The following is a 25,457-nucleotide window of genomic DNA, read 5'->3' as shown; positions in this document are numbered from 1 at the left end:
ATAATGTAGAACAGGATTCAGATTTTAGGCCGACCCGGCCTAAAATCATCCTGTTCTAGCGTGGGAACCTTTGGTTTTCCTCCAGCACGTTCAGATCCATGTGGTTGCGCATATAGCGCTCCGAGGCTTTCTGCAGCGGCTGATAATCCCATGGATAATAGGCCCCATTGCGCAGCGCCGCATAGACCACCCAGCGGCGCGCCTGGCTTTCGCGCACGGCGGCGTCGAAATCGGCAAGATTCCAGCGCCGGCCGGCCTGTTCGACAAGCCTTGCCAAGATCTCGGCATGCGCCGGGTCGGACGCCAGATTGTCGAGCTCCTGCGGATCGGCCTGGAGATTAAACAGCATCGGCGGGTCCTTCTCGCAGAGTGAGAGCTTGTATCGTCCGTCCCGGATACAGACGAGCGGCGCCTCGGAACCCTCTGCGGCATATTCCATCGGCACCGGGCTGCGGCTGCCGGTGCCTTGGGCAAGTGCAGCCAGATCCTCGCCCTCGGTCCATGGCTTCAGCGAGGCAATATCGATCCCCGCAAGACCGGCAAGCGTCGGCGTCACGTCGAGAGTGGAGACAGGCTGGTCGATCCGTCTGGGCTGCCAGCCGGGTGCTGCGATCATCAGCGGAACGCGGGCCGATCCTTCGAAGAAGTTCATCTTGAACCAGAGGCCGCGGTCGCCGAGCATGTCGCCATGGTCGGAGGCAAAGAGGATGATCGTGCTTTCAGCCATGCGGCTTCGTTCCAGGACGTCGAGAATGTCGCCGATCTTCTCGTCGACATAGGAGATATTGGCGAAATAGCCTCGCCTTGCCCGCCTGATTTGCTCATCGCTGATGTCGAAAGCGTCGTGATCACAGGCTTTCATCAGACGCTGCGAGTGCGGGTCCTGCCGCTCGAAGGCAATCGGCGCAACCGCCGGGTCCAGTGCCGGGCAATCCTCATAGAGGTCCCAGAATTTGCGGCGCGCGACATAGGGGTCATGCGGATGCGTGAAGCTGACGGTCAGGCACCAGGGGCGCTCGTCGTGTCCGCGCGAGAGATCGAACAGCTTGCGGCCGGCTTGGTAAGCGACCTCGTCGTCATATTCCATCTGGTTGGTGATCTCGGCAACGCCGGCGCCGGTGACTGAACCCAGATTATGATACCACCAGTCTATACGTTCGCCGGGCTTGCTATAGTCGGGCGTCCAGCCGAAGTCGGCCGGGTAGATGTCCGTCGTCAGGCGCTCTTCGAAGCCATGCAACTGGTCGGGGCCGACGAAATGCATCTTGCCGGAAAGCGCGGTCTGGTATCCGGCCGCGCGCAGATGATGCGCATAAGTCGGAATATCAGAGGCAAATTCCGCCGCATTGTCATAGACGCGGGTTCGGCTCGGCAATTGCCCGGACATGAAGGAAGCCCGCGCCGGTGCGCAGAGCGGGCTTGCCGTATAGGCGTTGGTGAAACGCACGGAGCGCTCCGCCAATGATTTCAGATGTGGCGCATGCAGGAAATCGGCAGGGCCATCGGGAAAGAAAGTGCCATTCAACTGATCGACCATCAGGATGAGGATATTCGGACGCGCCATGTGAAATTGTCTCCTATGGTCTCAAAGGTCGGGCCGATCTTCCTGGAAGGGGACGTCCCTTGCTATTTGCAGATCTTATCAAAACCACTATCATACCGCTTGTAAAGCCAGCTTTTTTTGATGCTTGCCAAAAGGATTTTTTATGCCAGACCGCCTGCCTGAGCTGGGATGGATGCGCATCTTCGCTGAGGTCGCAAGGCTCGGCAGCTTTTCGGCCGCGGCGGCAGTTCTCGGCCTTACGCAGCCTGCCGTCAGCTATCAGATTCGGCGGCTGGAAGAGCAGTTCGGCGTCGCCCTTCTGCGCCGCCAGCACCGCGGCGTCGAGTTGACCGCGGAGGGCGAACGGCTTTTCCTGGTTGCCGCTAAGACGGTCGCTGACGTCGATGCCCTGGCGCGCAGTTTCCGTACTGAGGCTCAAAGGCCGGTTGTCAGACTGAGAACCGACTATGCCTTTTCAGCGCTTTGGCTGATCCCGCGCATGCATGGTTTTCGCCTGCTTCACCCCGAAACGGATATTCAGATCGTCGCGACCCAAAGGCTTGAGCCCGGCTTTCGTGACGACGCAGATGTGGTGGTGGTCTTCGGCACAAATGCCGAATTCGGCGCTATCGGGTCGCTTCTGCTGCCGGAAAAGGTCGTGCCTGTCTGCACTCGAGGCTTTCTCGATCGCAACGGCCCGTTCGACGATCCGCAGCAGCTTGCCAAGGCGATCCTCATCCATCTCGATTCGCCGATGCCATCGCCTTGGTTCGACTGGCGAAGTTATTTTGCCGAATTCTCCGTTACTCGCGATCTCCACGCCGGCCGCGGCGATGTCAGCTTCAACACCTACTCGCTGGTCGTCCAGGCCGCTCTCAGCGAACAGGGCGTGGCGATCGGCTGGATGGGTCTGGTCGATACGCTTCTCTTCACGCATATGCTGGTGGAAGCCGGGCCGCCGCTCGAGGCCTGGGACCGCGGTTATTGGCTGATACCGCCGCGATCGGCAAATGTTGATAGCGAGAGGCTCAGCACCTGGCTGGTGGATGAAGTCGGCAGGACATGACATTCATTGCATCCGGAATATGTTCGCTCTCAGGAGAGAAGCCTTGTCATGACCGACGCCGATCGACATTGTGGCATCGATTCATAGGGAAGGGGCGAAGCATGTCGCGAACCGTCGGATACGTCGTTGGACTGCTCATGATCCTCCTGGGGCTGATTTGGATCGCCCAGGGAAGCGGTTATTTTCCCTATCCTGCATCCAGTTTCATGATCAACCAAAGCATCTGGGTTCTCTGGGGAAGCATCATGGCTGTCGCTGGGCTCGCCGTGACAATCATTATTTCACGACTGCGCCGGAGAGGATGAGCCGGCAACCCGTGCATAGCTTTGAGGGAATTCGGCATTCAAGAGTTCCTCGAGCAGAAATATCTGGCCGCTGGCGGCCTGTCGAATTGAGGAGAATGGCATGAGCGCAGCTGAAATCGACGGCTTTGCGGACCGGATCAGGCATCAGCGGGGCGGAATGATCTCCGCCTGGATCGGTATTCCCGACGCCACGCTTGCCAATCACCTGGCGCAGGAGGCCTTCGACACCATCGTGCTGGATATGCAGCACGGCATGTGGGACATGCCGTCGGCAGCGAATGCCGTCGCCCAGGTGCGGCTTGCCGGCAAGCCGGCGCTGGCGCGCATACCGGTCGGTGATTTCGCGTCCGCCTCGCGCCTGCTCGATGCCGGTGCCTCCGGCATCATAGCGCCGATGATCAATTCGGCCGAAGACGCGCAAGCCTTCGTCAGGACTACGAAATACCCGCCTCTCGGCGAACGCAGCTGGGGACCGTCGCTGGCGCTCAACCATACAGGCCTGTCGGCCGATGATTATCTGAAGAACGCCAACGCGCTGACCGTCGCCATCGCCATGATCGAGACCCGGGCGGCACTCGAGGCGATCGACAGAATCCTCGGCGTTGCCGGCATCGACGGTATCTTCATCGGCCCCTCCGACCTTTCGATCGCACTCTCGAACGGCGACCAGGTTGCGCCGAACGCCGCCGAGATCGACAGCGCCATGCAGCATGCGGTTTCGCGCTGCCGCGCCCATGGCAAATTCGCCTGCGCCTTCGCCGCCGACGGCGAGCGGGCGGGCGAGCTACTGAAATTTGGCTTCGATCTGGTCATTGCCGGTGCGGAGACCGCGCAACTGCGCTCCGGTGCCCGCCGCGCCATCAATGCCGCCCGCAGGATCGCTTCGGGTAGCTGATCCGAACGCGCCTCATTGCGCAGCCCCTCGCCGGACACGCATTTGTTGCGTCTACGCAAGCCTCGCGAAAGCTTCGCCAGACATGATCTCAGGTAATTGGGAGACCGTCTATGGATGATGCAGCAGCTGAGGACCGCGTACTCGAATTTGGCGCAAGCCGCGTCTATATCGGCAAGTATTCCTATGGTGTTTTGGGGACGCGGATCTTTACCTATGATCAGGGCGCGTCATTGCATGTCGGCAGGTTCTGTTCTGTGGCCATGGACGTGAACATCCTGCTTGGCGGAGAGCACAGGACCGACCGCTTCACGACATATCCTTTCGGCCATCAGAAATTTCTGGTGGAACTCGGCGGTGAGGGGATTACGCAGCCGAGCGGCACGAAAGGCGATGTCGTCATCGGCAACGACGTCTGGATCGGCTTCGGCGCCACCATCCTTTCGGGCGTTACCATCGGCGATGGGGCGGTCATCGCCGCCCGCGCGCACGTCTATCGCAACGTCGAACCTTTCGAGATCGTCGGCGGCAATCCGGCCAAGCACATAAGATACCGCTTCAACGCCGAGATGCGCGACCTTATGATGCGGCTCAGATGGTGGGAGCTGCCGGATGAAAGCATCAAGCAGATTTCCGAGATACTGTCCTGCAGCGAGCCTACCAAGGAGCTTCTGGACCTCATGCTGCAGGCATTCCGCGGCCAGGACGCGATCGGCGAGCAGCGGACGGACGCCGCCTGAGCGTCAGCCGGCCGATTTGACGGCAAGCCATATCACGTGGCGGGCGCCGCGTTTGCGGTTGGCGCGGATATTAACGAGATCGACGACAAAGCCGCTGTCCCTGAGGCGGCGCGTGAAATTGGGATCGGGACCGGACGACCAGACGGCGAGCACGCCGCCGGGGCGCAACGCGTCGCGGGCGGCGCGAAGGCCGGCAAAATCATAAAGCCGGTCGTTGGATTTGCGGGTCAGGCCATCAGGGCCGTTGTCGACATCGAGCAGAATGGCGTCATAGGCAGCCTTGCCGGCGCGGATCGCCTCGCCGACATCGCCCTGATGGATGCCGACGCGCGCATCGTCGAGACAGCCCTTGAAGACCTCGGCCATCGGCCCGCGGGCCCAGGCGATCACGGCCGGTACCAGTTCGGCGACGGTGACGCCGGCATCTTTCGGGAGAATGGCGAGAGCGGCGCGCAGGGTGAAACCCATGCCGAGCCCGCCGATCAGCATCCTTGGCTTCGGCTGCGACTTGATCCGATCCCAGGAAAGGGTCGCCAGCGCTTCTTCCGAGCCGCTGAGACGGCTGTTCATCAGCTCGTTGGCGCCGAGCATGATCGAGAACTCGCTGCCGCGCTGCTTCAGCCGCAATTCGCCGTTTTCACCGGGAATGGTCGCGGAATCGAGTTGGATCCAGGGCAGCATGACGGCTTCGCCTCGCATGAAAGGAACCGTCCCCTAGCATAGGGCGCTAGATGAGGCCAGCAAGCCGGCTTCAGATCATCCGCATGAAATGATCCTGCTCGAATTCGACGATGTCGTCCTGCGGCAGGGCCGAACGGCGGCGGATGTCCTCCACCTCGTCGGGCCTCAGCCGCGCCTTCGGATCCTCGAACCGGACCTCGGGATCGGGCACGGCCGAGAGCAGCAGCTGGGTATAGGGATGCAGCGGATTGTCGATCACCTTGGCAACGCTGCCCCATTCGACGATCTGGCCGGCATACATCACGGCGATGTCCTCGGCGACATAACGGGCGGTGGCGATATCGTGGGTGATGTAGAGCAGGCCGAGATTCATCTCCTGCTTCATCTCGTTCAACAGGTTCAGCACGCCGAGGCGCACCGAGACGTCGAGCATGGAGGTCGGCTCGTCGGCGACGATCACCTCCGGCTTGACGGCCAAGGCGCGAGCGATGTTGACGCGCTGGCGCTGGCCGCCGGAGAGCTCATGCGGATATTTCGGCGCGACGAGATCGGGATCGAGCCTGACGCGCTGCAGCAGTTCGCGGATCGCGGCGTCGATCTCGGCCCCCTTGATTTCCGGGCGGTGCAGTTTCAGTGGCCGCCGGAGATGATGGGCGATGGTGTGGGCAGGGTTCAGCGAGGCGAAGGGGTCCTGGAAGATCATCTGCACCGAACGGCGGTAACGGGCGATCTCGGCGGATTTCGCCGCCTCGACAGGCCGGCCCTTGTAGAGAATCCGGCCCGATGTCGGCAGATATTCGCGCATCGCCATGCGGGCGCAGGTGGTCTTGCCGCTGCCGGATTCGCCGACGAGCGCCAGCGCCCGGCCGGCATGCAGCGAAAACGAGATGGCGCGCGCCGCATGCACGGCCCCGAAGCCATGGCCGAAAGTCTTCGTCACCGTGTCGAGTGCGAGAATGGCGTCTGTCATAGCAGCACTCCTCCATGCAGCGAGGGGAAGGAAGCCCAGAGCTTTTTCGTGTAGTCATGCTTGGGCGTCCTGTAGATCGCCTCGGCCGTGTTCTGCTCCACCAACTGGCCTGATAGCATGATGCCGATGCGGTCGCAGAATTGCACCATCAGCCCGAGATCATGGGTGATGAACAGCACGGAGAAGCCGAAGCTGCGGCGCAATTCGTTGATGCGCTGCAGGATCTCGCGCTGGACGACGACGTCGAGCGCCGTCGTCGGTTCGTCCATGACGACGAGCTTCGGATCGAGCGCCATGCAGATGGCGATAACGATGCGCTGGCGCATGCCGCCGGAAAACTGGTGCGGATAGTCGCGCATGCGATCCGGCGCGATATCGACGAGCGTCAGCATCTCGGCGGTGCGCTCGCGGGCTGCAGCACGGCTCATGCCCTTGTGGGTGCGCAGCATGTCGTAGAATTGCGTCTCGATGCGCAGCACCGGGTTCAGCGAGTTCATGGCGCTCTGGAAGACCATGGCGACATCGCGCCAGCGGAATGCGTTGAGCGCCTGCCGGTCGAGGCCGAGCACGTCGCGAGCGTCGAGCAGGATGCGGCTCTCCTTGCGGATCAGCGCCGGCGGCTTGTGCAGGCGGCTGATGGCAAAAGCGATGGTGCTCTTGCCGCAACCGGATTCGCCGGCAAGGCCGAAGACTTCGCCGGGCGCGACATCGAAGCTGACATCGCTGACGGCCCGGAAATCCTTCTCCTCGCCGATATAGTCGATGGTGAGGTTCCTCACCGAGAGCAGCGGCTGCGTCACAGGCGGCCCTCCCCTGTTCGAACGAGCAGGGACCAGCGCTTCAGATGATTGCCGGTGCGCAGTCGCGGATTGGCGATCTCGTCGACGGCGAAATTCAAGAGCGACATGCCGATGCCGAGGAAGGCGAGCGCGAAGCAGGGGGTGAGGATATCCCACCAGGCGCCGACCGAAAGGGCCGAGGCCTTCTGTGCATTGTAGAGCATCGTGCCCCAGGAGATCGCTCGGGGATCGCCGAGGCCGAGGAATTCGAGTGTCGCTTCGGTGATGATCGCGAAGATGACGCTGCCGATGAAATTGATGCCGACGATAGATATCACGTTGGGAAAGATCTCGAATGTCATGATGCGCCATTGCGGCTCACCCATCATCTCGGCCGATTTGACGAAATCCTTCTGCTTGACGGAGAGCGTTTCTGCGCGGGTGACGCGTGCGCCCCAGGCCCAGGAGGTGGCGCCGAGGATAAGGGCGATGACGAGGGGGCTTGCCTGGCCGATGAAGGCGGCAAGCACGAGCAGCAACGGTAGGTTCGGAACGACCAGCACCATGTTGGTGAAGAAGCTGATGATCTCGTCGGTCTTGCCACCGCGATAGCCGGAGATGATGCCGAGCGCGGTGCCGACGAGGGTGATCAGCAGGCCGGCGCCGAAGCCGACGGCAAGCGATGTACGGGCGCCGTAGATCAGCCGGGCGAAGACATCCTGGCCGATGCGGGTCGTGCCGAGGATATGATCGAGCGATGGCGGCTGGTGCGGCCGCCCGGTGCGGGCGGCGGGATCGTACTGCGTCAGCAGGGGCGCTGCGATCGCGACGAGGACGATGAAGGCGATAATGACGAGACCGACGAGCGCCTTGCGGTTTCGAAGCAGGGTCTTCATTTCACGCTCCCTTCAGCCTGGGATCGAGCAGCACATAGCTGACGTCGACGATAAAATTGGCGATCAGCATGGTTGCGGTCATGATGAGGAGCTGGCCCTGGATGACAGGGTAGTCCCGGGCGAGGATCGCCTGGTAGAGAATGTTGCCGAGGCCGGGATAGTTATAGACGACCTCCGTCACCAGCGATCCGCCGAGGATGGTGCCGATGGCGATGGCAAGACTGGAGACGGTCGGCAGCAGGGCGTTGCGCGCCGCGTACCAGAGCATCACATGCCGATCCGAAAGGCCCTTGGCGCGGGCCATGACGATATAGTCCTCGCCGAGCAGATTGATCATGTTGTTGCGCATGGTGACGGTGAAGCCGCCGATCAGCACGGTGCAGAGGGTCACCATCGGCAGGATGCCGTGGTAGGCGAGGCTGCCGATATATTGCAGGCTGAAGGCGGGATCGAGCGATGGGTCGGCGGCATAGCCGTTCGGAAACCAGCCGAGCGTGAAGCCGAAGATGAAGAGCACGATCAGCGAGGTGACGACGGCCGGTACCGAGGTTGCGAAGATCGCGCCGACGGAGACGACGACATCGAACTTGCTGCCGCGCCGCCAGGCGGCGACGATGCCGAGGAAGGTGCCGATCGCGAAGCTGACGATCGTCGCCGTACCCATCAGGCCAACGGTCCAGATGAGCGCATTGCCGAGCACCGAGGTGACGGGTAGCGGGAAATACTTGATCGAGCGGCCGAGATCGCCGGTGAAGATGCTGCCGAGATAGGTGAGGTACTGCTGCCAGAGCGGCCCGTCGACGAAGCCGAAGGTGAGTTTCAGCGCCTGCAGACTTTCCGGCGGCAATTCGGTGCCGGCGCTTGAGAACATGATCTGCACCGGATCGCCCGGCATCAGACGCGGCAGGAAGAAATTGATCGTCGCTGCCGCGATGAAAGCTGCCATGTAGAAGACGAGGCGGCGAAGCAGGAAAGCCATGGGAACTCCGTCGTGACGGGAGCGGCGTTTTACGCCGCTCCCGAGAATTTGCGATGCTTACTTGACCGGCTCGAGAGCCAGGAGGTTCAGCAGGCGTGCCGGGTTGGTCCGGGAGATCGACGGATTGACGAAGGGGTTTTCCTTGGTCGACCAGCCGCTGAAGCGCTTGGTGTTGTACTGATACCAGTTCGGATTGTTGAAGACGGGAATCATCGGCATGTTTTCAGCGACGATGCGTTGCGCCTTGTTCATCGCGTCCTTCTGCTTGGCAAGATCGGCGGTATGAGTGAACTCGGTGACGAGTTTTTCGACCTCCGGATTGAACCAGCGCTGCGCGGTGAAGCGGGTCTTGCCCTTGTCCGAGGCGCTGAAGGCGCGCTTATAGGGGTAATAGGGCGAAGCCGAAGCCGGCAGGCTGTTGATCGCCGCATCGAAAGTGCCGTTGATGAGGTTGCCGGTCCAGACGGCTTCCTCCGGCGTTTCGATCTTGGCGTCGATGCCGACAGCCTGGATGCCTTCCACGGCGATGTTGACTGTATCGACCCAGTCCGTCCAGGAATTCGGGACAATGATGGAGAAGAAGATCTTACTGCCGTCGGGATTGTCGCGGAAGCCGTCGCCGTCCTTGTCCTTGTAGCCTGCCTCGTCGAGCAGGGCCTTGGCTGCATCGGCGTCATAGGTTGCGAACTTGCCGAAGTCGGCCTTGATGGATGGGTCCGCCCAGCTCTTGTAAAGCTCGCCCATCAGGCCGGGGTCTTCGTTCAGCGTCGGATAGCCATAGCCGGCGACGTCGATCATCGTCTTGCGGTCGAGCGCCATGCTGACCGCACGGCGGAATTTCAGGTCGTTGAAGGCCTTCTTGTTGTTCTCGTTTGCCGTTTCCAAGTTGAACAGAAAGGCGACCATGCTGCTTGGCGAATACCAGTAATGGAAGTGCGCCGGATCCTTGGAAACATAGACATTGTCGATATCGGGAATGAAGGAGACGCCCCAGTCGAGCGTGCCGTCGGCCGTTGCCGTCAGGATCTGGTTGTTGTCGGCAAGCTGCGGGAAGCGTATGCAATCGACCTTCAGGTGAGCGTTGTCCCAATAGTGCGGGTTGCGGCACTGGTCATAGGTCTGGCCGGTGAAGCGCGGCACCTCCGTCAGCGGGCCGCTACCAACAGGGGTCTCGTTGGCGAAAGTCACGGGATCGGCGACGTCCTTCCAGACATGTTCCGGGACGATCGGCAGCTGCGAGATCTGCTCGGCGGCAAGCGAGCTCGGATTGGCGAGCGTGAAGCGCAACGTCTGACCGTCGACCGCCTGCACGTCGGTGACGAAGGTCCAGATGCTGACGAAGTCGAGCGCCGGGAATTTTTTCAGGTAATCATAGGTGAACTTGACGTCGGCTGCCGTCAGCGGCTTACCGTCAGACCATTTCAGATCTGAGCGCAGCTTGAATTCGATGCTCTTCAGATCATCGGAGAGCTTGAAGCTTTCGGCCAGGCGATAGACCGGCTTGTTGCTGTCGAAGCGGTTGAAGACGACCAGCGGCTCGTAGATGAAATCGAGCGTCGACTGGCGCGCCGAGGTCTGGTTGAACGGGTTGAAGTTGCGAACCCAGGTCGTTGCCGGTTCGATATTCGCCGTCAGCACCGTTTGCGCCATGGCGGATCCGGAAAGCAGGGTGATTGCTGCGGCTGCAAGAAAATGTTTCTTCATGTTTTATTCCCCTTTTCTTATGCGGTGAGAGATGGCGCGCCGGTCAGGAGACAAACGCGCTTGCAAACATGTCTTCGACTTCTGCATGGGCGGCGCGGACATCGACCTTGAGATTGCCGAGGCGGGCCTTGCCGGCAGCGATCCGCTGCAGGGCAGCTTCCGTCAGCGGACGGGCGGCCTTGGCGGCGGCTTCGCTTTCCGGAATGTCGCCGTGGCTGTGGAGCGCAATGTCGAAGCCTGCGTCGAGCACCTGTTTGACACGTTCCGGCAAAGTGCCGGAGAGCGACTCCATGAAGATGCAGTCGGAAATCAGCACGCCGTCATAACCCATCTCCTTGCGGATCACGTCGTGCATAACAGGCGAGACGGACGCCGGCAGCTCGGCGTCATAGGCCGAGTAGACGACATGGGCGACCATCGCCCAGGGCGTATCTTTCAGCGCCACGAATGGCTTGAAATCGGTGGCGGTAAGCGTCTCGCGGCTGGCATTGACCACCGGACGCTCCTTGTGGGAGTCGAGCGTCGCACGGCCATGGCCGGGTATGTGCTTGATAACAGGCATGTTGCCGGTCTCGAGCAGGCCATCGACCACCTCGCGGCCGAGGGCAGCGATGAAATCGGGATCAGGGCCAAAGGAGCGGGCGCCGATGACCGCGCTCGTCGTCTCGAAGACGAGATCGAGAACGGGCGAGCATCCGCTGGAAAGGCCAAGTTCCGTCATCATCGCGCCCATGGCCTGGGAGGAAAGGCGCAATGCTTTTTTGCCGAGATCGAAATCGCGGCGCGCAAGTTCGGCGAACTGGCCGAAACTGCGGAAGAGCGGCCAGGGGCCGGCATCGAGATGCTGAACGCGGCCGCCTTCCTGGTCGGTGAAGACAGGCGCGTCGTCGCGGCCGACGGCTTCGCGGAAGCGCTCGATCAGCCGCCTCGTCTGCTCCGGCTCGCGCTGATTACGTCGGCCGACGAAGAGGCCGAGCGGATTGGTGTCGCGAAAGAGGGCGAATTCATCATCCGAAATGGTGGGATTCGGAAGGCCGACGAAAAGGGCGAGCGGGGTCGAGGACAATTCTGGTGCTCCGGGATCAGCTGGTCATTTCGGCGTGCTTCTCAGCATGCCTTCGTAGATGCCCTTGTCGGGGGCGGGGATGACGATTGCGCCTGCGGCCTTGGCGTAGAAATCGACCGGGCCGGCATCGCCGATGAAGGCATAGGCGTGACCGAGCGCCTTCATGGTCTGAAGGCAGGCGGAAAAGAGGGCGAGCCCGATGCCCTTGCCGCGGACGTCTGGGCCGACGCCGGTCGGGCCGAAGAAGCCGCGCGCCGTCGTGTCGTAGCAGGCAAAGCCGAGCAGCTTGCCGCCTTCAACGGCGATCAGGCAGGCAACGGGCTGGCGGGAGAAGGCGACGGTGACTTCGCTCGCCCAGTTCTCGCTGAACCATTCGCGAACCCAGCTGACGATAAGATGCAGTTCCGGGGCGAGGGCCGGACGGATGGAGACGCCGACATCATCGGCTTTGCGTTTCAGGTCGGCGAGCTTAATGGAATATAAGCTCACAAGCAGGTCTGGCACCTGTCACACCTCCAATTATTCCGTTATTGCAGAACATATCCCCTTTTAGTGTCATAGACTTGGCCATCTCGCCGGGCTTGTCAACAAGGTTTTTCAAACGGCCAAAGGCACGACCTGCCGCTGTCCTGCAGTTTCAACGCAAGGTAGGTGCCGAACGCAAAAAAGGCCCGGGAAGGGCCGGGCCGTTTTGATTGGCGGCATGTTGGTTGAGCGAGCGCCTATTCGCCGTCTTTCCAAAGCGCATGAAAATGCTGCACCGGGCCGTGGCCGGAGCCGACGGTGAGGCGTGCGGCAGCCGCGACCGCGCCGGCGAGGTAATCCTTCGCGATGGCGACGGCCTCCCGCGCCGAAGCGCCCTTGGCTAGCTCGGCCGCCAGCGCGCTGGAGAGCGTGCAGCCGGTGCCGTGGGTGTTCTTGGTCGGCACGCGCCTAGCTTCGAACCAGTGCAGTCCGGCAGCGGTGGCAAGCACGTCAGGGCTCTCGTCGCCGTCGAGATGGCCGCCCTTGACCAGCACCGCGGCCGGGCCAAGCGCGCGCAGGCGCTCGGCCTGCGCCGCCATGTCAGCGCGGTTTGTCGCCACCGGCTGGTGCAGCAGGGCGGCGGCTTCTGGCAGGTTCGGGGTCAGCAGTGTGGCAAGCGGCAGCAGCCGCCGGGTCAACACGTCGACCGCTTCAGGCGCGAGCAAGGCGGCTCCACCCTTGGCGATCATAACAGGGTCGATGACGATGGGAATGTCGCGGCGGTCAGTTAGCGCACCGGCAACGGCGTCGGCGATGCCGGCATTGGCGATCATGCCGATCTTGACCGCATCGACCCGCACATCCGCAAAGACGGCATTGATCTGGTCGGCGACGAATTGCGGCGGCACCAGATGCACGCCGCTGACACCTTGCGTGTTCTGCGCCGTCAGCGCAGTCAGCACCGCCATGCCGTAGACGCCGCGGGCGGAAAAGGCCTTGAGATCGGCCTGGATGCCAGCGCCGCCGGAGGGATCGGAGCCGGCGATGGAGAGAACGTTGCGGATCATGTGCGGACCTTTCTAATTTCTGCAGCGATGCGGCGCGTGGCGGCTTCGGGGTCGGGCGTGCCGCAGATGGCCGAAACGACGGCAAGGCCCTTGGCGCCTGCGGCGAACACCTGAACGACATGATCCGCCTTGAGTCCGCCGATCGCGACCGATGGCACCGGCGAGGCCTTTACCAGCCTTGCAAGTCCGTCAAAGCCGATCGGCTGCTTGTGATCGGCCTTGGTCGGTGTCGCAAACACCGGCCCGACGCCGGTGTAATCGAGGAGATCAGGATCGACGGCGTTAGCAAGCGCCTCGCTCTCGACCGACAGGCCAAGGATCATCTCAGCACCGATCATCGCCCGGGCTTTACGCGCATCCATGTCCTCCTGACCGATATGCAGGCCGTCGGCGCCGATGGCGATTGCCGCCTCGACGTCATCATTGACGATGAGGAGGGCGCCGGTCCCATCCAGCACCTGTTTCAGGGCGCGGCCGGTCTCGATCATCCTGATGGTGCCGGCATGTTTGTCGCGCAGCTGCACCATGGTCGCGCCGCCGGCAACGGCAAGGCGCGCGGTCTCGACCATGCCGATCCCCGCGCAGAGATCGGGGTCGAGGACGAGATAGAGCGAAAGGTCGAAAGCCTTCATGCCGCCGATATCCTTGCCCTGGCGTCAAGCGTTTCGGCGTCGAGCGCGGCCAGCGCATCGAGGAAGCGCCAGGAGAAGGAGCCGGGGCCGGCTGCTCCAAGGGCGGCCTCCTCGCCGGCGATGGCGAAGGTTGAAAGTGCAGCGACCGTCGCACCGAAGATGTCCTCAGGCGCTGTCGCGGCAAAGGCGCCGACAAGGCAGGTGAGCGAGCAGCCGAGTGCTGTAACCTGAGGCATCAGGACCGATCCGCCTTCGATGCGCACAGCTCGCTCGCCATCGGTTACGAAATCCACGACGCCGGTAACGGCGACCACCGCCTGCTGCCGTTCCGCCAGCCATCGCGCCGAACCTTCCGCTTGCTCGACCGGGTCGCGGCTGTCGACCCCCTGGCCGCGGCTCTCGCCGCCGGCAAGCGCGATGATCTCGGAAGCGTTGCCGCGGATGATAGTCGGTCGCAGGGCGAGCAGTTCGGCAACCGCATTGCGGCGGAAGGCCGTGGCATAATGCGCGACTGGATCGAGCACCCAAGGTTTGCCGGCTGATGTCGCCACCTTCGCCGCCGCCTGCATGCCGTCAATCCATTGCGTCGACAGGGTGCCGATATTGATTGTCAGCGCGCCGGCGATCGCGGCGAATTCGCCGGTTTCTTCGGCGGCATGCACCATGGCGGGCGAGGCGCCTGATGCAAGCAGAACATTCGCGGCGATATTCATGGCGACGTAATTGGTGATGCACTGAACGAGCGGCGGCTTCTCGCGCATCGCCTTCAGCATCGCTCCTGGTGTGGTCCTGGTCTGCATGTGGCCCCTTTCAGGCGGGGGGCGGGCACGGGGCGGTTCATGCGGGCGGTGCCGCGGCCCCGAGCGACTCCCTCCGCCGGCATTATCCGGTTCAGGTTCGAAGGGTGCTTCTCAGCCCGTCTGTCGACGGGCGCCCCTGTCTCTCATCGCGCTCTTTTCGCAGAGAACGGGGCGACTGTCACCCCGAAAATGACAATTCCACGACCTGCCGACGCGTCTCTTCTACGAAAAGGCGGTCAGCCGACGATCTTTGTCAGCAGCCGTCCGATATCCTCGTTGGCGACAGTTTCGCCATGCTTGACCCTCAATCACGCATGCGCTTCCCTGCCGCGATAGACCTCCGGATCGGGGATCGGAACCGCGGCGATCAGTGCGCGGGTGTAGTCATCCGTCGGGTTCTCGAAGATATCCCGCCGCGTGCCGGTTTCGATGATGCGGCCGGCGCGCATGACGGCGACGTTGTGGGACATGCGCTCGACCACGGCCATGTCGTGGGAGATGAAGAGATAGGCGAGCCCCATCGTTTCCTGCAGTTCGAGCAGCAGGTCGAGCACGCGGGCGCGGACGGAGACGTCAAGGGCTGCGACGCTCTCGTCGGCGACGATCAGCTTTGGCTCAAGCGCGAGCGCCCGTGCGATGCAGATGCGCTGGCGCTGGCCGCCTGAAAATTCGTGCGGGTAGCGCGTCGCCGCATCAGGCGTCAGGCCGACCCGGCGCAGCAGTTCGGCGACGCGGTCCTGCCGTTCGCTGTGGTTGCCGATGCCGTGGATGACCATCGGTTCGCCGATTGCCTTACCGACGGCCATGCGCGGGTCGAGCGAGGCATAGGGATCCTGGAAGATCATCTGCGCCGAGCGGCGCACGGGCCGCATCTTGCGCTGGCTGAGGCCGGCAATTTTGCGGCCGTCGATCAGCACATTGCCCTTGAAGGGGATGAGACCGAGCACGGCCTTGCCGGTGGTCGATTTGCCGGAGCCGCTTTCGCCGACGAGGCCGAGCGTTTCGCCCGGCAGGATATCGAAGGAAACGCCTTCGACGGCTGCGACCGGCGGCTTGCCCTTGAAAAACCGGCTTGCGGCATTGCCATAGGTGACGGTGAGGTCGCGCACGTTCAGCACCGGCGTGCGGTCCGGATGCAGCGTCTCGATGGCGCGCTGGCTGATGCGCGGCGGACGGTCGGTGCCGGCAAGCGCGCCGAGCCGCGGGACGGCGGCGAGCAATTGCTGCGTATAGGCCTCCTTCGGCCGCTGGAAGATGGCGAGCGCCGTTCCCTGCTCGACGATCCTGCCATTCTGCATGATGACGACGCGGTCGGCCATTTCGGCGACCACCCCCATGTCGTGAGTGATGAGGATGATCGAGGCGCCGAATTCGCACTTCAACTCTCGCATCAGCTTGAGGATTTGCGCCTGCACGGTGACGTCGAGTGCCGTTGTCGGCTCGTCGGCGATCAGCACCTTCGGCCGGCAGGAGAGCGCCATGGCGATCATCACCCGCTGGCGCATGCCGCCGGAAAGCTCGTGCGGGTACTGCTTCAGCCGCCGGGCCGGCTCGGTGATCTGCACGGCGTCGAGCATCTTCAGAGCCACCGCCTCGGCATTGTCGCTGCCCTGGTGCGCGCGGATTGCCTCAGTCAGCTGGTTGCCCACCGACATGACCGGGTTGAGCGAGGTCATCGGCTCCTGGAACACCATGGCGATATCGCCGCCGCGCACGCTGCGCATCGCGCGGTCGGAAAGCGTGAGCAGGTCGCGCTCGCCAAGCAGCACGCTGCCGGAGGCGACCCGCAGCGAGGCCTTCGGCAGGAGCCCCATGATCGACAGCGAGGTGACCGACTTGCCGGAGCCGGATTCGCCGGCAATGCAGAGCGTTTCGCCGCTTGCAAGCTCGAAGCTGACATCCTGGAGCACCGGCTTGCGGCCTTCGGGGGTGCGGGCATCGACGCTCAGATTGCGAAGGCTGAGCACCGCTGCGGCGGCGGGCATGGCTTCGTTCACGCGAACACGATCCTCGGGAAGTAGAAGGAAACCACCCAGTTCGGCTGGTCGACGATCTCGCTGATCCGCAGATCGCCGCAGACCGAGCAAAGCAGATAGGCATCGACGGCGCTGATGCCGTGTTCGGCGCCGAGAAGATCGATCATGCGCATGACGCTTTCGCGCGCCCCGGTCATCAGATCAGGGCCGATGCCCGTCGTGACCTCGTAGCCCGCGCCGTCGAGGTGGCGGGTCACCGGTTCGGTCGTGGTGAAGCGCGGCGTCTGCAGCTTGGCGTCCTTGACGAGCTCGATCGTCGCTTCGACGTTCATCTGGCTTTCGATCGCCGTGCCGCAGACTTCGCCATCGCCCTGCGCGGCATGGGTATCACCGATCGAAAACAGCGCGCCGTCGACCTCGACGGGCAGGTAGAGCGTCACCCCGGCCGTCAGGTCGCGGATGTCCATGTTGCCGCCGACGCGGCGTGGGGGAACGACGGAGTGGGTGCCGGGCTCGGCGGGTGCGACGCCGATCGTGCCGGCGAAGGGCTTTAACGGCACGCGGCCGCCCGGGCCGTAAAGGGCGGGCACCATGCTGTTGGCGTCATAGGACCAGACATGCAGTGCCGGATCCGTGAACTGATCCGCGAGCAGGCCGAAGCCCGGAATATTGGCCGTCCAGCCGACGCCCGACGGAATGAACTTGCGCAGCGTCACCTTCAGCGCATCACCGGGCTTGGCGCCTTCGATATAGACCGGGCCGGAGACCGGGTTGATCTTGCCGAAATCGAGCGCGTTCAGCGTTTCGAGCGTCGCGTCGTTTCCGAGCTGGCCACCCGATGAATCCATGCATTCGAAGTGGATCGTCTCTCCGGGCTTGGCGACGACGGCGGGGGGGAAATCCTTGTTCCAGCCGAAATTATGCTGGGCGCGGTGGATGGTGTGGGTGCAGGCGATGCACATGTCATATCTCCCTCGATTTTATGATGCCTTCCCGGCATGGACCGGGAAGGCTTTGTTTCTTCAGGGCCTATTGCTTGACGTAGATCGCGTCGTAATTGATGACGCGGGTCGGATCGATGTAGATGTTGTCAGCACCGCCCATGCGCATCGACTTGGCGACGACGCGGCGTTCGTTGATCACAGGGATCCATGGCGCATCGGCCATGATATCGGTGAAGATCTTGCCCCAGGCGGCGGTGCGCTCGGCTACCTTTGCCGGATCGGACATCGAGTCGGCGGCAACGGCGCGCTTGTCGAGTTCGGCGTTGCAGTACCATGACCAGTTCCAGCCGCCCGGAACCGCGCCGGCGCAACCGAGAATCGGGCCGTAGAAGTTGGACGGATCCGGGAAGTCGGCGATCCAGGCCATGCCGCCCGACCAGATCATCGGCGCTTCGCCTTCCGTGCCGCCGGCCGAGATGACGTTTGCCTGGGCCAGCGCTCGGACCTCGGCCTTGACGCCGACAGCGGCCAGATCCTGCTGAATCGCCTGGGCGATGCGCGGCTGCGGATCGGTGTTGGTGGAGTAGAGCACGGTCTCGAAGCCGTCGGAATAGCCGGCTTCGGCAAGCAGCGCTTTGGCTTTCGCCACGTCAAAGGCATAGCCGGTGAAGGACTTGTCGTAGCCCGGCATCAGCGGCGGCAGCGGCTGGTTGGCAGGCGTTGCGCGGCCGTTGAGGATGCGGGTGATGCGCTCCTTGTTGATCGCCATGTTCAGCGCCTGGCGAACCTTGACGTTGTCGAAGGGCTTCACCTTGGTGTTGAGGGTGATGTAGCCGGTATGCAGCTGTTCGCCGTCGACGATCATCTGCGCGCCGTCGGCCGAATTCTTGATTTCAAGAAACTTCGCCGGCGGAATGCCGTCGCCGGCAATATCGACCTCGCCCTTCTGCAGGCGCAAGAGCGCCACCAGCGGCTCTTGGCCGACCTCGACCTTGAAGCTGTCGATATAGGGAACGCCCTTGACGAAATAATCCTTGTTGCGCTCGAAAACGAGCTGCTGGCCGATTGTCCAATCCTTCAGGATGAAGGTGCCGGAGCCGACCGGCTTCTTGCCGAAGTCGCCGGCCGCGGCCTCGACGGCTTCCTTCGGCACGACCGAGGCGAAGTTGATGGCGAGCACGTGCAGGAAGGTGGCGTCGGGGCGCGAGAGGTTGAAGATGACGGTGCTATCGTCCGGCGTCTCGATGCCGGAGAGCGTCGTCGTCTTGCCGCCAGTTTCATCCTCGAAGCCCTTGATCGCCCCGAAGAAGCCGGCGCCGGGCCCTTGAGTCTTCGGGTCGACGGCGCGTTCGATCGAATATTTCACGTCGGAGGCGACGACCTCGCGGCCGTTCGAGAACTTCACGCCCTTGTGCAGCTTGAAGGTATAGGTCAAGCCGTCGGCCGACACGGTGAAGCTTTCGGCAAGCGAGGGAACCGGGTTCGGCGTGCCGGGCGCGTAGTCCATCAGGCGGGAATACAGGCTCTTGATCATCGACCAGTTGACCCAGTCGTAGCCGATCGCCGGGTCGAGTGTGGTGATGTCGTCCTTGTAGGTGACGACGATATCGCCGCCCTGCTTGGGCGTTTCCTGCGCCATGACGGACAATGGCGCGAGCGCCACCATCGTTGCCATGGTCGTCTGTTGCAGCCAGCGTTTGAACATCTTGGTTCCCCTTCTTTGGTTGCTGTCAGCGTGTGCGGATGCGCGGGTCGATGACCGGCGCGACGAGGTCGGCAAGCAGGTTGCCGATGATGATGGCGAGTGCCGAGGTCAGGGTGACGCCCATGATGATCGGGATGTCGACCTGCTGGATTGCCTGCCAGGCGAGCTGGCCGATGCCGGGCCAGCCATAGACCGCTTCAACCACGACCACGCCGCCCATGAACTGGCCGATGTCGATGCCGATCATGGCGATGATCGGCAGCACGGCATTGGGCAGCGCATGGCGCAGGATGACGCGCTTCGAGGAAAGGCCCTTGGCGCGCGCCGTGCGGACATAATCCTGGTTCAGCACGTCGATCATCGACGAGCGCACCATGCGGGCGTACCAGCCGGCGCCGCAGATGCCGAGCGTTACGGCAGGCAGGACGAGATGCGAGAAGCTGCCGTAGCCGCTCATCGGAAACCAGCCGAGCGTTGCCGCCAGCAGGTAGAGCAGCAGCAGGGCGACGAGGAATTGCGGTGCGGAGGTGCCGACAAAGGAGGCCATCATCACCAGCCGGTCGACGAAGCCGCCGCGGCGCATGGCAGCGATGGTGCCGAGCGTCAGGCCGAGCACCACCTCGACGAAGATGCCTGCAAGCATCAGCGTCAATGTTGCCGGCAGGCGGGCGGCGATCAACGTCCAGACCTCGGTTTTCTGCGCATAGGAGCGGCCGAGATTCCCGTGCAGCAGATTGCCGAGATAGGTGCCGAACTGGACCAGCAGCGGCTGGTCGAGGCCAAGCTCACGGCGGATGTTGGCGACCGTCTGGGCGGTGGCGCTGCGGCCGGCGATCATGCGGGCCGGATCGGCCGGAAGGGCGTAGAGCAGCACGAAGGTGATTGCCGCGACGCCGAGCAGGATGAGAGCCGCCTGTGCCAGCCTCCGGAGCATGAGTGACGCCATTAGCCCCTCCCGCGCTGGGTCGGGTCGAGAATGTCGCGCAGCGCGTCGCCAACGAGATTGAAGGAAAGCGCCGTCAGAAGGATGATCGCGCCCGGAATGAAGACGAGCCAGGGGGCGGCTTGGAAATAGCTTTGGCTCTCGAAGATGATGTTGCCCCAGGAGGGCTGCGGCGGCTGGACGCCGACGCCGAGGAAGGAGAGTGTGGCCTCGAGCAGCACCGTGGTGGCGATGCCGAGCGTGCCCCAGACGATTGCCGTCGGCATGAGGTGCGGCAGGATATGCATGAAGAGCACGCGCATGTGGCCGGCGCCGAGCGAGCGCTCAGCCATGATGAAATCTCGCTCCACCAGGCCGCGGGTCTCGGTATAGACGATGCGGGCGACCTGCACCCAGTTGACCAGCGCAATCACCATGGCAACGATCCAGAGGCTCGGCTTCAAAAGGGCTGCCAGCACGATGGCGAGCAGCAGCGCAGGAAATGCCATCATCAGATCGGTGAAGCGCATCAGGATGTTGCCCGGCAGCCCGCGGAGATAACCGGCAACGATGCCGACGAAGAGGCCGATCGTCACCGCGATGCCATTGGCGACAAGGCCGATGATCAGCGAGGTGCGGGCGCCGAAGAGCAGGCGCGAGAACAGGTCGCGGCCGAGCGTGTCGGTGCCCAGCAGATAGGGACCGCCCGGTGGCAGCGGCGCGCCTTCGAGCGAGAGGCCGTCAAACATCTGCTCGTCCGGGCTGAACGGCGCGATCCACGGCGCTGCAATCGCGAGCGCGATGACGAGTGTGACGACGATCAGGCCGAACAGCGCCGTCGGCTGGCGGATCATCTGTTTCAGCACATGCATCAACCCGCCTCCGGCAGGGGTTCGGCACCCGCCAGGATGAAGGCTGATATCTGCTCCATCGGCAGGCGGCGGCGCATGGCGCAATTGCGCAAGATTGAGTAAGCGCTCTCCTCGTCGATGCCGTGTGCGGCCTGAAGCTTTTCGACGGCGGCATGAACGAGCGGCCGCAGCCGGACGCGCTCTTCGAGATATTGCAGCTTCTCCACGGTCGCCTTGCGCTCCCGATGAATGGAGACGGCCATGACAAGCGCCGGATAGACGGCCGATGTGGCGATCGGCTTGGCGATGATCGCGCCGGCGCCCTGTGCGAGCGCCCAGGCGATGCGGCCGGGCGCTTCCGAGCCAAGCAAGGCGACGACGGGGCAGGCAGGCGTTTCGCCGTTCCAGGGCAGCAGATCGTCCCAGCCTTGATCGGCATCGACGATGACGAGATCGGGCAGTGTCGCGGCCGAGAGCGGCGCCCATTGCAGCGTTGCATGGATGCCGAGCAGGCGAAGCTGGCGGATCAGCTTTTCGGTGTTGCCGTCCTCGCGGTGCAGGACCATCGCCTGCCAGCCGGTGAAATTGGGTGTCTCTCTCATGACACCACCCTTAACCGCGGCAAGGCCTGTCGGTTGCGGCCGGTCAGATAGGGGTCGGCGGCGAGAGGCGGCTGCGAGGCGACGACATCGAAGCCGTTGTCGGCGTTGATCCGGCCGAGATGGAAGGGCAGGGCGGCATGATTGGTCTCGCGGTCGATCGAAAGTGCGCCGAACGGGGTCGGCCAGGATCGATTGTAGAGCTCGCGCCGAACGGCCTCGGGCTCGTCACTACCGGCAGCGACGATCGCGTCGACGCAGAGCCGGACGGCGGTATAGGCGCTGGCAAAGACGCTGGAGACACGCCGCTCGGCGCCGTGATGCTCGGTGACACGGGCCTTGAAGGCGGCATTTTCGGGGGTCGCGATACTATCGAAATAGGAAGCGGCGCAAAGCTGGCCGGCAGCAGCTCCGGCGGCGATATCGTCGAGTTCGCATTCCATCAGGTCGCAGCTCACGACCGGGCAGTTTTCCGCGCGAAAGGCCGGGTCGCGATCACCGAGGGCCTTGATCGCCTCCAGGAAGGCGTAGCTCGAGGGGCCGATCAGATTGTTGAGGATGAAGCTCGGGCGGCGTTGCGCGATCTCGGCGACGATGCGCTCGACGGCGGTTTCCTCGAGCGGAAGATAGCGTTCACCAAGCACCTCGCCGCCGGCATTGGTAATGAGTTCGCGGGCGAGCCGGTTCATCTCCCAGCCCCAGACGTAGTTGGCGCCGACGAGATAGGGCCTTGCGCCGTAACGCGGGATCAGGTGCTCGAAAAGCGGCAGCAGATGCTGGTTCGGGCAGCCGCCGACATAGATGACGTTCTCGTTGGCCTCGAAACCTTCATAGGGGCACATATACCAGAGCAGGCCGTCATGTTTCTCGACGAGCGGGATGACTTCCTTGCGTGCCGCAGATGTGATCGTGCCGACGATATGGCGGCAACCGGCGCGCAGAAGATGGCGCGCACCGTCCAGATAGGCGGCAAGATCGGCATGCGGGTCGAAGAAGGCGGGTTCGATCGCCAGCCCTTCGACGCCGGCATATTCGGCCATCGCGAAATCGGCGCCGTCGCGCGCGTCGCGGCCCATCGAGCCGTAGGGCCCGGTGGTCGAAAAAAGGATGCCGATTTTCAGCGCGTCGTTCATCAAGTGACCACATCAAAAACCCCACGACGCTGGTCCCATCGAGCGATGAGGCGTCATGGGGCGAAACTGCCCAGAGACTATCGGAGTCATGTCAATGCGGCTGGCCTTCTGCCTAATCCGCAGGCCTGAGTAAAATACAGGCAGCTTGTCTTTGTCAAGTGTGCTGCTCTGCACTCGCAGTCATTTGATCTTGTTCTTTCGGTAGAGCAGCCAAAGGTCGCTCTTCTAGCTCAAATCGTGCAGATCCTTGGCGGTCGCCGGCCCAATCGAGAATTCGGAAAAACGCACCGTCAGTCCGCTACGCTCCGGCGTGCAGGCGGTCGGTCCGACCTCGTAGTTTGCCGCTGCCGGGAAGGGCGCTAGCCGCAGCAGCGGCCAGAAGCTGCCATCGCGCGAGGCCTGGATGCGCATCGCGCCGTTGGCGACAGTGACGCGAATACGGAAATCCTCCAATTCCCTGAAGGGCTGTGCCACCGACCAGTCGGACTTGCCGTCGGTGACGACGGTGCTGAGGAAGGCTTCACCGTCGGTGAACTCGACGCCTGTTTTCACCCAACGTTTTTCGTCGATGCGAACCATCAGGCCGGCCTGGTCGTAGAGCGTGCGGAATTCGCCCTGGACGCGGATCTGCGCGGTGAAGGCGTCGGTGGTGGGAAAGGCGAGGAAATGGCCGCTGTCGCGGGTGAAGCCGTAATGGGTTTCCCGCCAGAAATCTGTTTTCTCGTCGGTCGTTAGGGTGAGGCCGGCTTCCTCCGCGTGCCAGATGGCCGGTTCGTTCAGCCATTTTCCGTCGTTGAAATTGGTGCTCATCTGATTGTCCCGTTCTGTTGAGGCGTCACCGCAGGGTGTTTGACTCACCTTGGCATAATGCGCGGTCTTGTTGCAGGCCGGCGCAGCCGAAGTTGTGTGTTTTTCCGGCGTCTCGGCTTCGGCCGAGGGCATAATCCGTCGCTCGTGCTTGACAGGATCGATCCATCTCTTATTCTGTTACAAAAATATGAATTACATAATTGTGGAACTAAACGGGAGCTGTCACATGAAAACACTGGTCGCATTCCTTCTCGGCACCGCGCTTGTCGCCCTGCCTTCGACCCTCTTTGCCCAGGAAAAGGGCGGCGTCATCAATGTCGCGACGATCGGCGAGCCGCCGACGCTCGATCCGATGTCGTCGACGGCCGATCTGGTCGGCATCGTCACCCAGCACATTTTCGAAACGCTCTATACCTTCGACAAAGGCTGGAACGTCACGCCGCTTCTCGCCGAAAGCCTGCCTGAGATCAGCGCCGACGGCAAAACCTATACGATCAAGCTCAGGACCGGCATCAAGTTCCACGACAATAGCGATATGACCTCGGAAGATGTCGTCGCCTCGCTTGGCCGCTGGATGAAGATCGCCTCGCGCGGCAAGCAGGTGGCCGGCTTCATCGATAAGGTCACCGCCGTCGATCCGGCGACCGTGACGATCACGCTGAAGCAGCCCTATGCGCCGCTGACCTCGCTTCTCGCCTTCAACAATTCGGCCGCAATCATCATCCCGTCCGAAAAGCAGGACGAGCCGATGAAGGACTTCATCGGCACCGGTCCCTACATGTTGAAGGAGCGCAAGGCTGACCAGTATATCCAGCTCGTCCGTTTCGATGGCTACAAGTCCCGCGAAGGCGACAGCAATGGTTATGGCGGCGCCCGCCACCAGCATCTCGATGAGATCCGCTTCGTGCCGGTGCCGGATCCGAACACCCGCGTCGAGGCAGCCGTTTCCGGCCAGTATGATTATGTCGACTCGATCCCGGTCGAATCCTACGACAAGCTGAAGGCCTCCACCGCCTCGCAGCCGATCATCCTGAAGCCCTTCGGTTATCCCGTCTTCGTCTTCAACACGAAAGAAGGTATTGCCGGGAATGTCGAGGTCCGCAAGGCGATCCGTCAGGCGCTCAGCATGGAAGATATGCTGGCCGCGGCCTTCGGCAGCACGGATTTCTACGCGCTCGACGGCGCCATCTATCCAAAGACCTTTGCCTGGTCGACGGATGCCGGCGTCGAGGGCGCCTATAACGTCGCCGATCCGGAAGGGGCGGCCGCTGCCGCCAAGAAGGCCGGCTACAATGGTGAACCGATCCGTATACTGACCAGCCGCCAGTACGAATTCCACTACAAGATGGCGCAGGTCGCCGCCGAATATCTGAAACTTGCCGGCTTCAACGTCGATATGCAGGTGGTGGACTGGGCGACGCTGACGCAGCGCCGCGCCGATCCGAAGCTCTGGGATATCTACATCACCCATAGCCCCTTCCTGCCGGAGCCTGCTCTCATCGGCTCGCTGTCGACCAGCTCGCCGGGCTGGTGGGATACGCCGGCCCGCAAGGCCGCCGTCGACGCCTTTACATCGGAAGTCGATCCGAAGAAGCGCGTGGCACTCTGGGCCGATGTCCAGAAGGCGATCTATGCCGACGCCCCCTTCATGAAGATCGGCGACTTCAACGCCGTTTCGGCAGAATCGACCAAGCTCGAAGGCGTCGATCCGGCTCCTTGGCCGTATTTCTGGAATGCTTCGATCAAGAAGTGATGGAGTGACTTTGATGGCCACCGCTTGCTCCCTCATCCCTGTGCCCTCAGGGCTTTGCCCGAGTGAGGTCACAGGGATCCAGCCACGGCGCGTCTGTGCCGTGATTGACCCTTATTCGGTCAAGGAGTCTTCCGCGCCCAAGGACTTGGGCGCGCTGGATTCCTGTGACAAGCACAGGA

25 protein-coding genes and 1 riboswitch are annotated in these 25,457 nt (G+C 62.7%); of the genes, 5 read left to right on the top strand and 20 right to left on the bottom strand.

Features of this window, described 5'->3' with window-relative positions:
• Positions 1-55 precede the first annotated feature (55 nt).
• Complete coding sequence (gene betC / locus RWJ89_RS05885) at positions 56-1,564, bottom strand: choline-sulfatase (RefSeq protein WP_131662282.1); 1,509 nt, start codon at positions 1,562-1,564, stop codon at positions 56-58.
• Between the two features lie 142 nt (positions 1,565-1,706).
• Here betC and RWJ89_RS05880 point away from each other — a divergent pair, with 142 nt between their 5' ends.
• The 4 genes from RWJ89_RS05880 (at position 1,707) to RWJ89_RS05865 (ending at position 4,546) form a co-directional block, all read left to right on the top strand.
• A complete protein-coding gene (locus tag RWJ89_RS05880; RefSeq protein ID WP_131662281.1) occupies positions 1,707-2,609 on the top strand; it encodes a choline sulfate utilization transcriptional regulator in 903 nt (300 codons plus the stop codon).
• Positions 2,610-2,710: 101 nt separating this feature from the next.
• On the top strand, positions 2,711-2,914 hold the full coding sequence (locus RWJ89_RS05875; RefSeq protein ID WP_026265569.1) for a hypothetical protein: 204 nt from the start codon (positions 2,711-2,713) through the stop codon (positions 2,912-2,914).
• Positions 2,915-3,014: 100 nt separating this feature from the next.
• Complete coding sequence (locus RWJ89_RS05870; protein ID WP_131662280.1) at positions 3,015-3,809, top strand: HpcH/HpaI aldolase family protein; 795 nt, start codon at positions 3,015-3,017, stop codon at positions 3,807-3,809.
• Positions 3,810-3,919: 110 nt separating this feature from the next.
• Complete coding sequence (locus RWJ89_RS05865) at positions 3,920-4,546, top strand: CatB-related O-acetyltransferase (RefSeq protein WP_131662279.1); 627 nt, start codon at positions 3,920-3,922, stop codon at positions 4,544-4,546.
• A gap of 3 nt (positions 4,547-4,549) precedes the next feature.
• On the opposite strand, the gene RWJ89_RS05860 is transcribed toward RWJ89_RS05865, so the two are convergent.
• The 19 genes from RWJ89_RS05860 to RWJ89_RS05770 all read right to left on the bottom strand — a co-directional run bounded on the left by RWJ89_RS05860 (position 4,550) and on the right by RWJ89_RS05770 (position 23,525).
• Positions 4,550-5,227, bottom strand: coding sequence for a spermidine synthase (locus RWJ89_RS05860; protein ID WP_131662278.1), 678 nt, complete (start codon positions 5,225-5,227; stop codon positions 4,550-4,552).
• 70 nt (positions 5,228-5,297) lie between these two features.
• On the bottom strand, positions 5,298-6,197 hold the full coding sequence (locus RWJ89_RS05855) for an ABC transporter ATP-binding protein (RefSeq protein ID WP_131662083.1): 900 nt from the start codon (positions 6,195-6,197) through the stop codon (positions 5,298-5,300).
• On the bottom strand, positions 6,194-6,997 hold the full coding sequence (locus RWJ89_RS05850) for an ABC transporter ATP-binding protein (protein WP_316029213.1): 804 nt from the start codon (positions 6,995-6,997) through the stop codon (positions 6,194-6,196). Before RWJ89_RS05850 ends, RWJ89_RS05855 begins: the two co-directional genes overlap by 4 nt.
• Positions 6,994-7,872 (bottom strand): ABC transporter permease, encoded by an 879-nt coding sequence (locus RWJ89_RS05845; protein ID WP_033183630.1) that lies wholly within the window; start codon positions 7,870-7,872, stop codon positions 6,994-6,996. The genes RWJ89_RS05850 and RWJ89_RS05845 overlap by 4 nt, the downstream gene beginning before the upstream one ends.
• A 1-nt stretch (position 7,873) precedes the next feature.
• Positions 7,874-8,851, bottom strand: coding sequence for an ABC transporter permease (locus RWJ89_RS05840; RefSeq protein WP_020052701.1), 978 nt, complete (start codon positions 8,849-8,851; stop codon positions 7,874-7,876).
• Positions 8,852-8,908: 57 nt separating this feature from the next.
• Positions 8,909-10,555, bottom strand: coding sequence for an ABC transporter substrate-binding protein (locus RWJ89_RS05835; protein WP_316030694.1), 1,647 nt, complete (start codon positions 10,553-10,555; stop codon positions 8,909-8,911).
• A 43-nt stretch (positions 10,556-10,598) separates the two neighbouring features.
• Positions 10,599-11,621: a glycoside hydrolase family 3 N-terminal domain-containing protein gene (locus RWJ89_RS05830; protein ID WP_316030693.1), complete on the bottom strand. Its 1,023-nt coding sequence runs from the start codon at positions 11,619-11,621 to the stop codon at positions 10,599-10,601.
• Positions 11,622-11,645: 24 nt separating this feature from the next.
• Positions 11,646-12,125, bottom strand: coding sequence for a GNAT family N-acetyltransferase (locus RWJ89_RS05825; protein ID WP_316030692.1), 480 nt, complete (start codon positions 12,123-12,125; stop codon positions 11,646-11,648).
• A gap of 218 nt (positions 12,126-12,343) precedes the next feature.
• The gene (gene thiD, locus RWJ89_RS05820; protein ID WP_316030691.1) at positions 12,344-13,153 is read right to left on the bottom strand and encodes a bifunctional hydroxymethylpyrimidine kinase/phosphomethylpyrimidine kinase; all 810 of its coding nucleotides are present in this window, start codon (positions 13,151-13,153) and stop codon (positions 12,344-12,346) included.
• Positions 13,150-13,785 carry a thiamine phosphate synthase gene (gene thiE, locus RWJ89_RS05815; protein WP_131662271.1) on the bottom strand — a complete coding sequence of 212 codons (636 nt, stop codon included), beginning with the start codon at positions 13,783-13,785 and terminating at the stop codon, positions 13,150-13,152. Before thiE ends, thiD begins: the two co-directional genes overlap by 4 nt.
• On the bottom strand, positions 13,782-14,585 hold the full coding sequence (gene thiM, locus RWJ89_RS05810; protein WP_131662270.1) for a hydroxyethylthiazole kinase: 804 nt from the start codon (positions 14,583-14,585) through the stop codon (positions 13,782-13,784). The genes thiE and thiM overlap by 4 nt, the downstream gene beginning before the upstream one ends.
• 51 nt (positions 14,586-14,636) lie before the next feature.
• Positions 14,637-14,733, bottom strand: a riboswitch (TPP riboswitch).
• A 160-nt stretch (positions 14,734-14,893) separates the two neighbouring features.
• On the bottom strand, positions 14,894-16,582 hold the full coding sequence (locus tag RWJ89_RS05805) for an ABC transporter ATP-binding protein (protein ID WP_316030690.1): 1,689 nt from the start codon (positions 16,580-16,582) through the stop codon (positions 14,894-14,896).
• Entirely contained in the window at positions 16,579-17,523 is a 945-nt protein-coding gene (locus RWJ89_RS05800; RefSeq protein ID WP_316030689.1) for an acetamidase/formamidase family protein, read from the bottom strand. Before RWJ89_RS05800 ends, RWJ89_RS05805 begins: the two co-directional genes overlap by 4 nt.
• A 67-nt stretch (positions 17,524-17,590) precedes the next feature.
• Complete coding sequence (locus tag RWJ89_RS05795) at positions 17,591-19,210, bottom strand: ABC transporter substrate-binding protein (protein WP_168283402.1); 1,620 nt, start codon at positions 19,208-19,210, stop codon at positions 17,591-17,593.
• A gap of 25 nt (positions 19,211-19,235) precedes the next feature.
• Positions 19,236-20,156 (bottom strand): ABC transporter permease, encoded by a 921-nt coding sequence (locus RWJ89_RS05790; protein WP_168283403.1) that lies wholly within the window; start codon positions 20,154-20,156, stop codon positions 19,236-19,238.
• The gene (locus tag RWJ89_RS05785) at positions 20,156-21,004 is read right to left on the bottom strand and encodes an ABC transporter permease (protein WP_131640561.1); all 849 of its coding nucleotides are present in this window, start codon (positions 21,002-21,004) and stop codon (positions 20,156-20,158) included. The genes RWJ89_RS05790 and RWJ89_RS05785 overlap by 1 nt, the downstream gene beginning before the upstream one ends.
• Positions 21,004-21,585 (bottom strand): ANTAR domain-containing response regulator, encoded by a 582-nt coding sequence (locus RWJ89_RS05780; protein WP_168283405.1) that lies wholly within the window; start codon positions 21,583-21,585, stop codon positions 21,004-21,006. The genes RWJ89_RS05785 and RWJ89_RS05780 overlap by 1 nt, the downstream gene beginning before the upstream one ends.
• The gene (locus tag RWJ89_RS05775; protein ID WP_131662264.1) at positions 21,582-22,715 is read right to left on the bottom strand and encodes a transporter substrate-binding protein; all 1,134 of its coding nucleotides are present in this window, start codon (positions 22,713-22,715) and stop codon (positions 21,582-21,584) included. Before RWJ89_RS05775 ends, RWJ89_RS05780 begins: the two co-directional genes overlap by 4 nt.
• Before the next feature lie 225 nt (positions 22,716-22,940).
• Entirely contained in the window at positions 22,941-23,525 is a 585-nt protein-coding gene (locus RWJ89_RS05770; protein ID WP_221945076.1) for a DUF1349 domain-containing protein, read from the bottom strand.
• Between the two features lie 226 nt (positions 23,526-23,751).
• Between RWJ89_RS05770 and RWJ89_RS05765 the strand changes: the two genes are divergently transcribed.
• Positions 23,752-25,278 carry an ABC transporter substrate-binding protein gene (locus RWJ89_RS05765; protein WP_316030688.1) on the top strand — a complete coding sequence of 509 codons (1,527 nt, stop codon included), beginning with the start codon at positions 23,752-23,754 and terminating at the stop codon, positions 25,276-25,278.
• Positions 25,279-25,457: the final 179 nt, after the last annotated feature.

The sequence above is a fragment of the Rhizobium sp. 10PS4 genome, from assembly GCF_032464805.1.
Lineage (GTDB): Bacteria > Pseudomonadota > Alphaproteobacteria > Rhizobiales > Rhizobiaceae > Rhizobium > Rhizobium laguerreae.
The sequence above is the reverse complement of the archived record's forward strand: the minus strand, read 5'-3'. Positions and strand labels throughout refer to the sequence as shown.

Coding starts and splice junctions, on each gene's coding strand:
- RWJ89_RS05770 (WP_221945076.1), bottom strand. CDS start 23,525: ATGAGCACCAATTTCAACGACGGAAAATGGCTGAACGAACCGGCCATC.
- RWJ89_RS05795 (WP_168283402.1), bottom strand. CDS start 19,210: ATGTTCAAACGCTGGCTGCAACAGACGACCATGGCAACGATGGTGGCG.
- thiM (WP_131662270.1), bottom strand. CDS start 14,585: ATGCAGACCAGGACCACACCAGGAGCGATGCTGAAGGCGATGCGCGAG.
- RWJ89_RS05790 (WP_168283403.1), bottom strand. CDS start 20,156: ATGGCGTCACTCATGCTCCGGAGGCTGGCACAGGCGGCTCTCATCCTG.
- RWJ89_RS05870 (WP_131662280.1), top strand. CDS start 3,015: ATGAGCGCAGCTGAAATCGACGGCTTTGCGGACCGGATCAGGCATCAG.
- RWJ89_RS05880 (WP_131662281.1), top strand. CDS start 1,707: ATGCCAGACCGCCTGCCTGAGCTGGGATGGATGCGCATCTTCGCTGAG.
- RWJ89_RS05800 (WP_316030689.1), bottom strand. CDS start 17,523: ATGTGCATCGCCTGCACCCACACCATCCACCGCGCCCAGCATAATTTC.
- RWJ89_RS05840 (WP_020052701.1), bottom strand. CDS start 8,851: ATGGCTTTCCTGCTTCGCCGCCTCGTCTTCTACATGGCAGCTTTCATC.
- RWJ89_RS05865 (WP_131662279.1), top strand. CDS start 3,920: ATGGATGATGCAGCAGCTGAGGACCGCGTACTCGAATTTGGCGCAAGC.
- RWJ89_RS05785 (WP_131640561.1), bottom strand. CDS start 21,004: ATGCATGTGCTGAAACAGATGATCCGCCAGCCGACGGCGCTGTTCGGC.
- betC (WP_131662282.1), bottom strand. CDS start 1,564: ATGGCGCGTCCGAATATCCTCATCCTGATGGTCGATCAGTTGAATGGC.
- RWJ89_RS05775 (WP_131662264.1), bottom strand. CDS start 22,715: ATGAACGACGCGCTGAAAATCGGCATCCTTTTTTCGACCACCGGGCCC.
- RWJ89_RS05765 (WP_316030688.1), top strand. CDS start 23,752: ATGAAAACACTGGTCGCATTCCTTCTCGGCACCGCGCTTGTCGCCCTG.
- RWJ89_RS05835 (WP_316030694.1), bottom strand. CDS start 10,555: ATGAAGAAACATTTTCTTGCAGCCGCAGCAATCACCCTGCTTTCCGGA.
- RWJ89_RS05780 (WP_168283405.1), bottom strand. CDS start 21,585: ATGAGAGAGACACCCAATTTCACCGGCTGGCAGGCGATGGTCCTGCAC.
- thiE (WP_131662271.1), bottom strand. CDS start 13,785: ATGAAGGCTTTCGACCTTTCGCTCTATCTCGTCCTCGACCCCGATCTC.
- RWJ89_RS05855 (WP_131662083.1), bottom strand. CDS start 6,197: ATGACAGACGCCATTCTCGCACTCGACACGGTGACGAAGACTTTCGGC.
- RWJ89_RS05875 (WP_026265569.1), top strand. CDS start 2,711: ATGTCGCGAACCGTCGGATACGTCGTTGGACTGCTCATGATCCTCCTG.
- thiD (WP_316030691.1), bottom strand. CDS start 13,153: ATGATCCGCAACGTTCTCTCCATCGCCGGCTCCGATCCCTCCGGCGGC.
- RWJ89_RS05860 (WP_131662278.1), bottom strand. CDS start 5,227: ATGCTGCCCTGGATCCAACTCGATTCCGCGACCATTCCCGGTGAAAAC.
- RWJ89_RS05845 (WP_033183630.1), bottom strand. CDS start 7,872: ATGAAGACCCTGCTTCGAAACCGCAAGGCGCTCGTCGGTCTCGTCATT.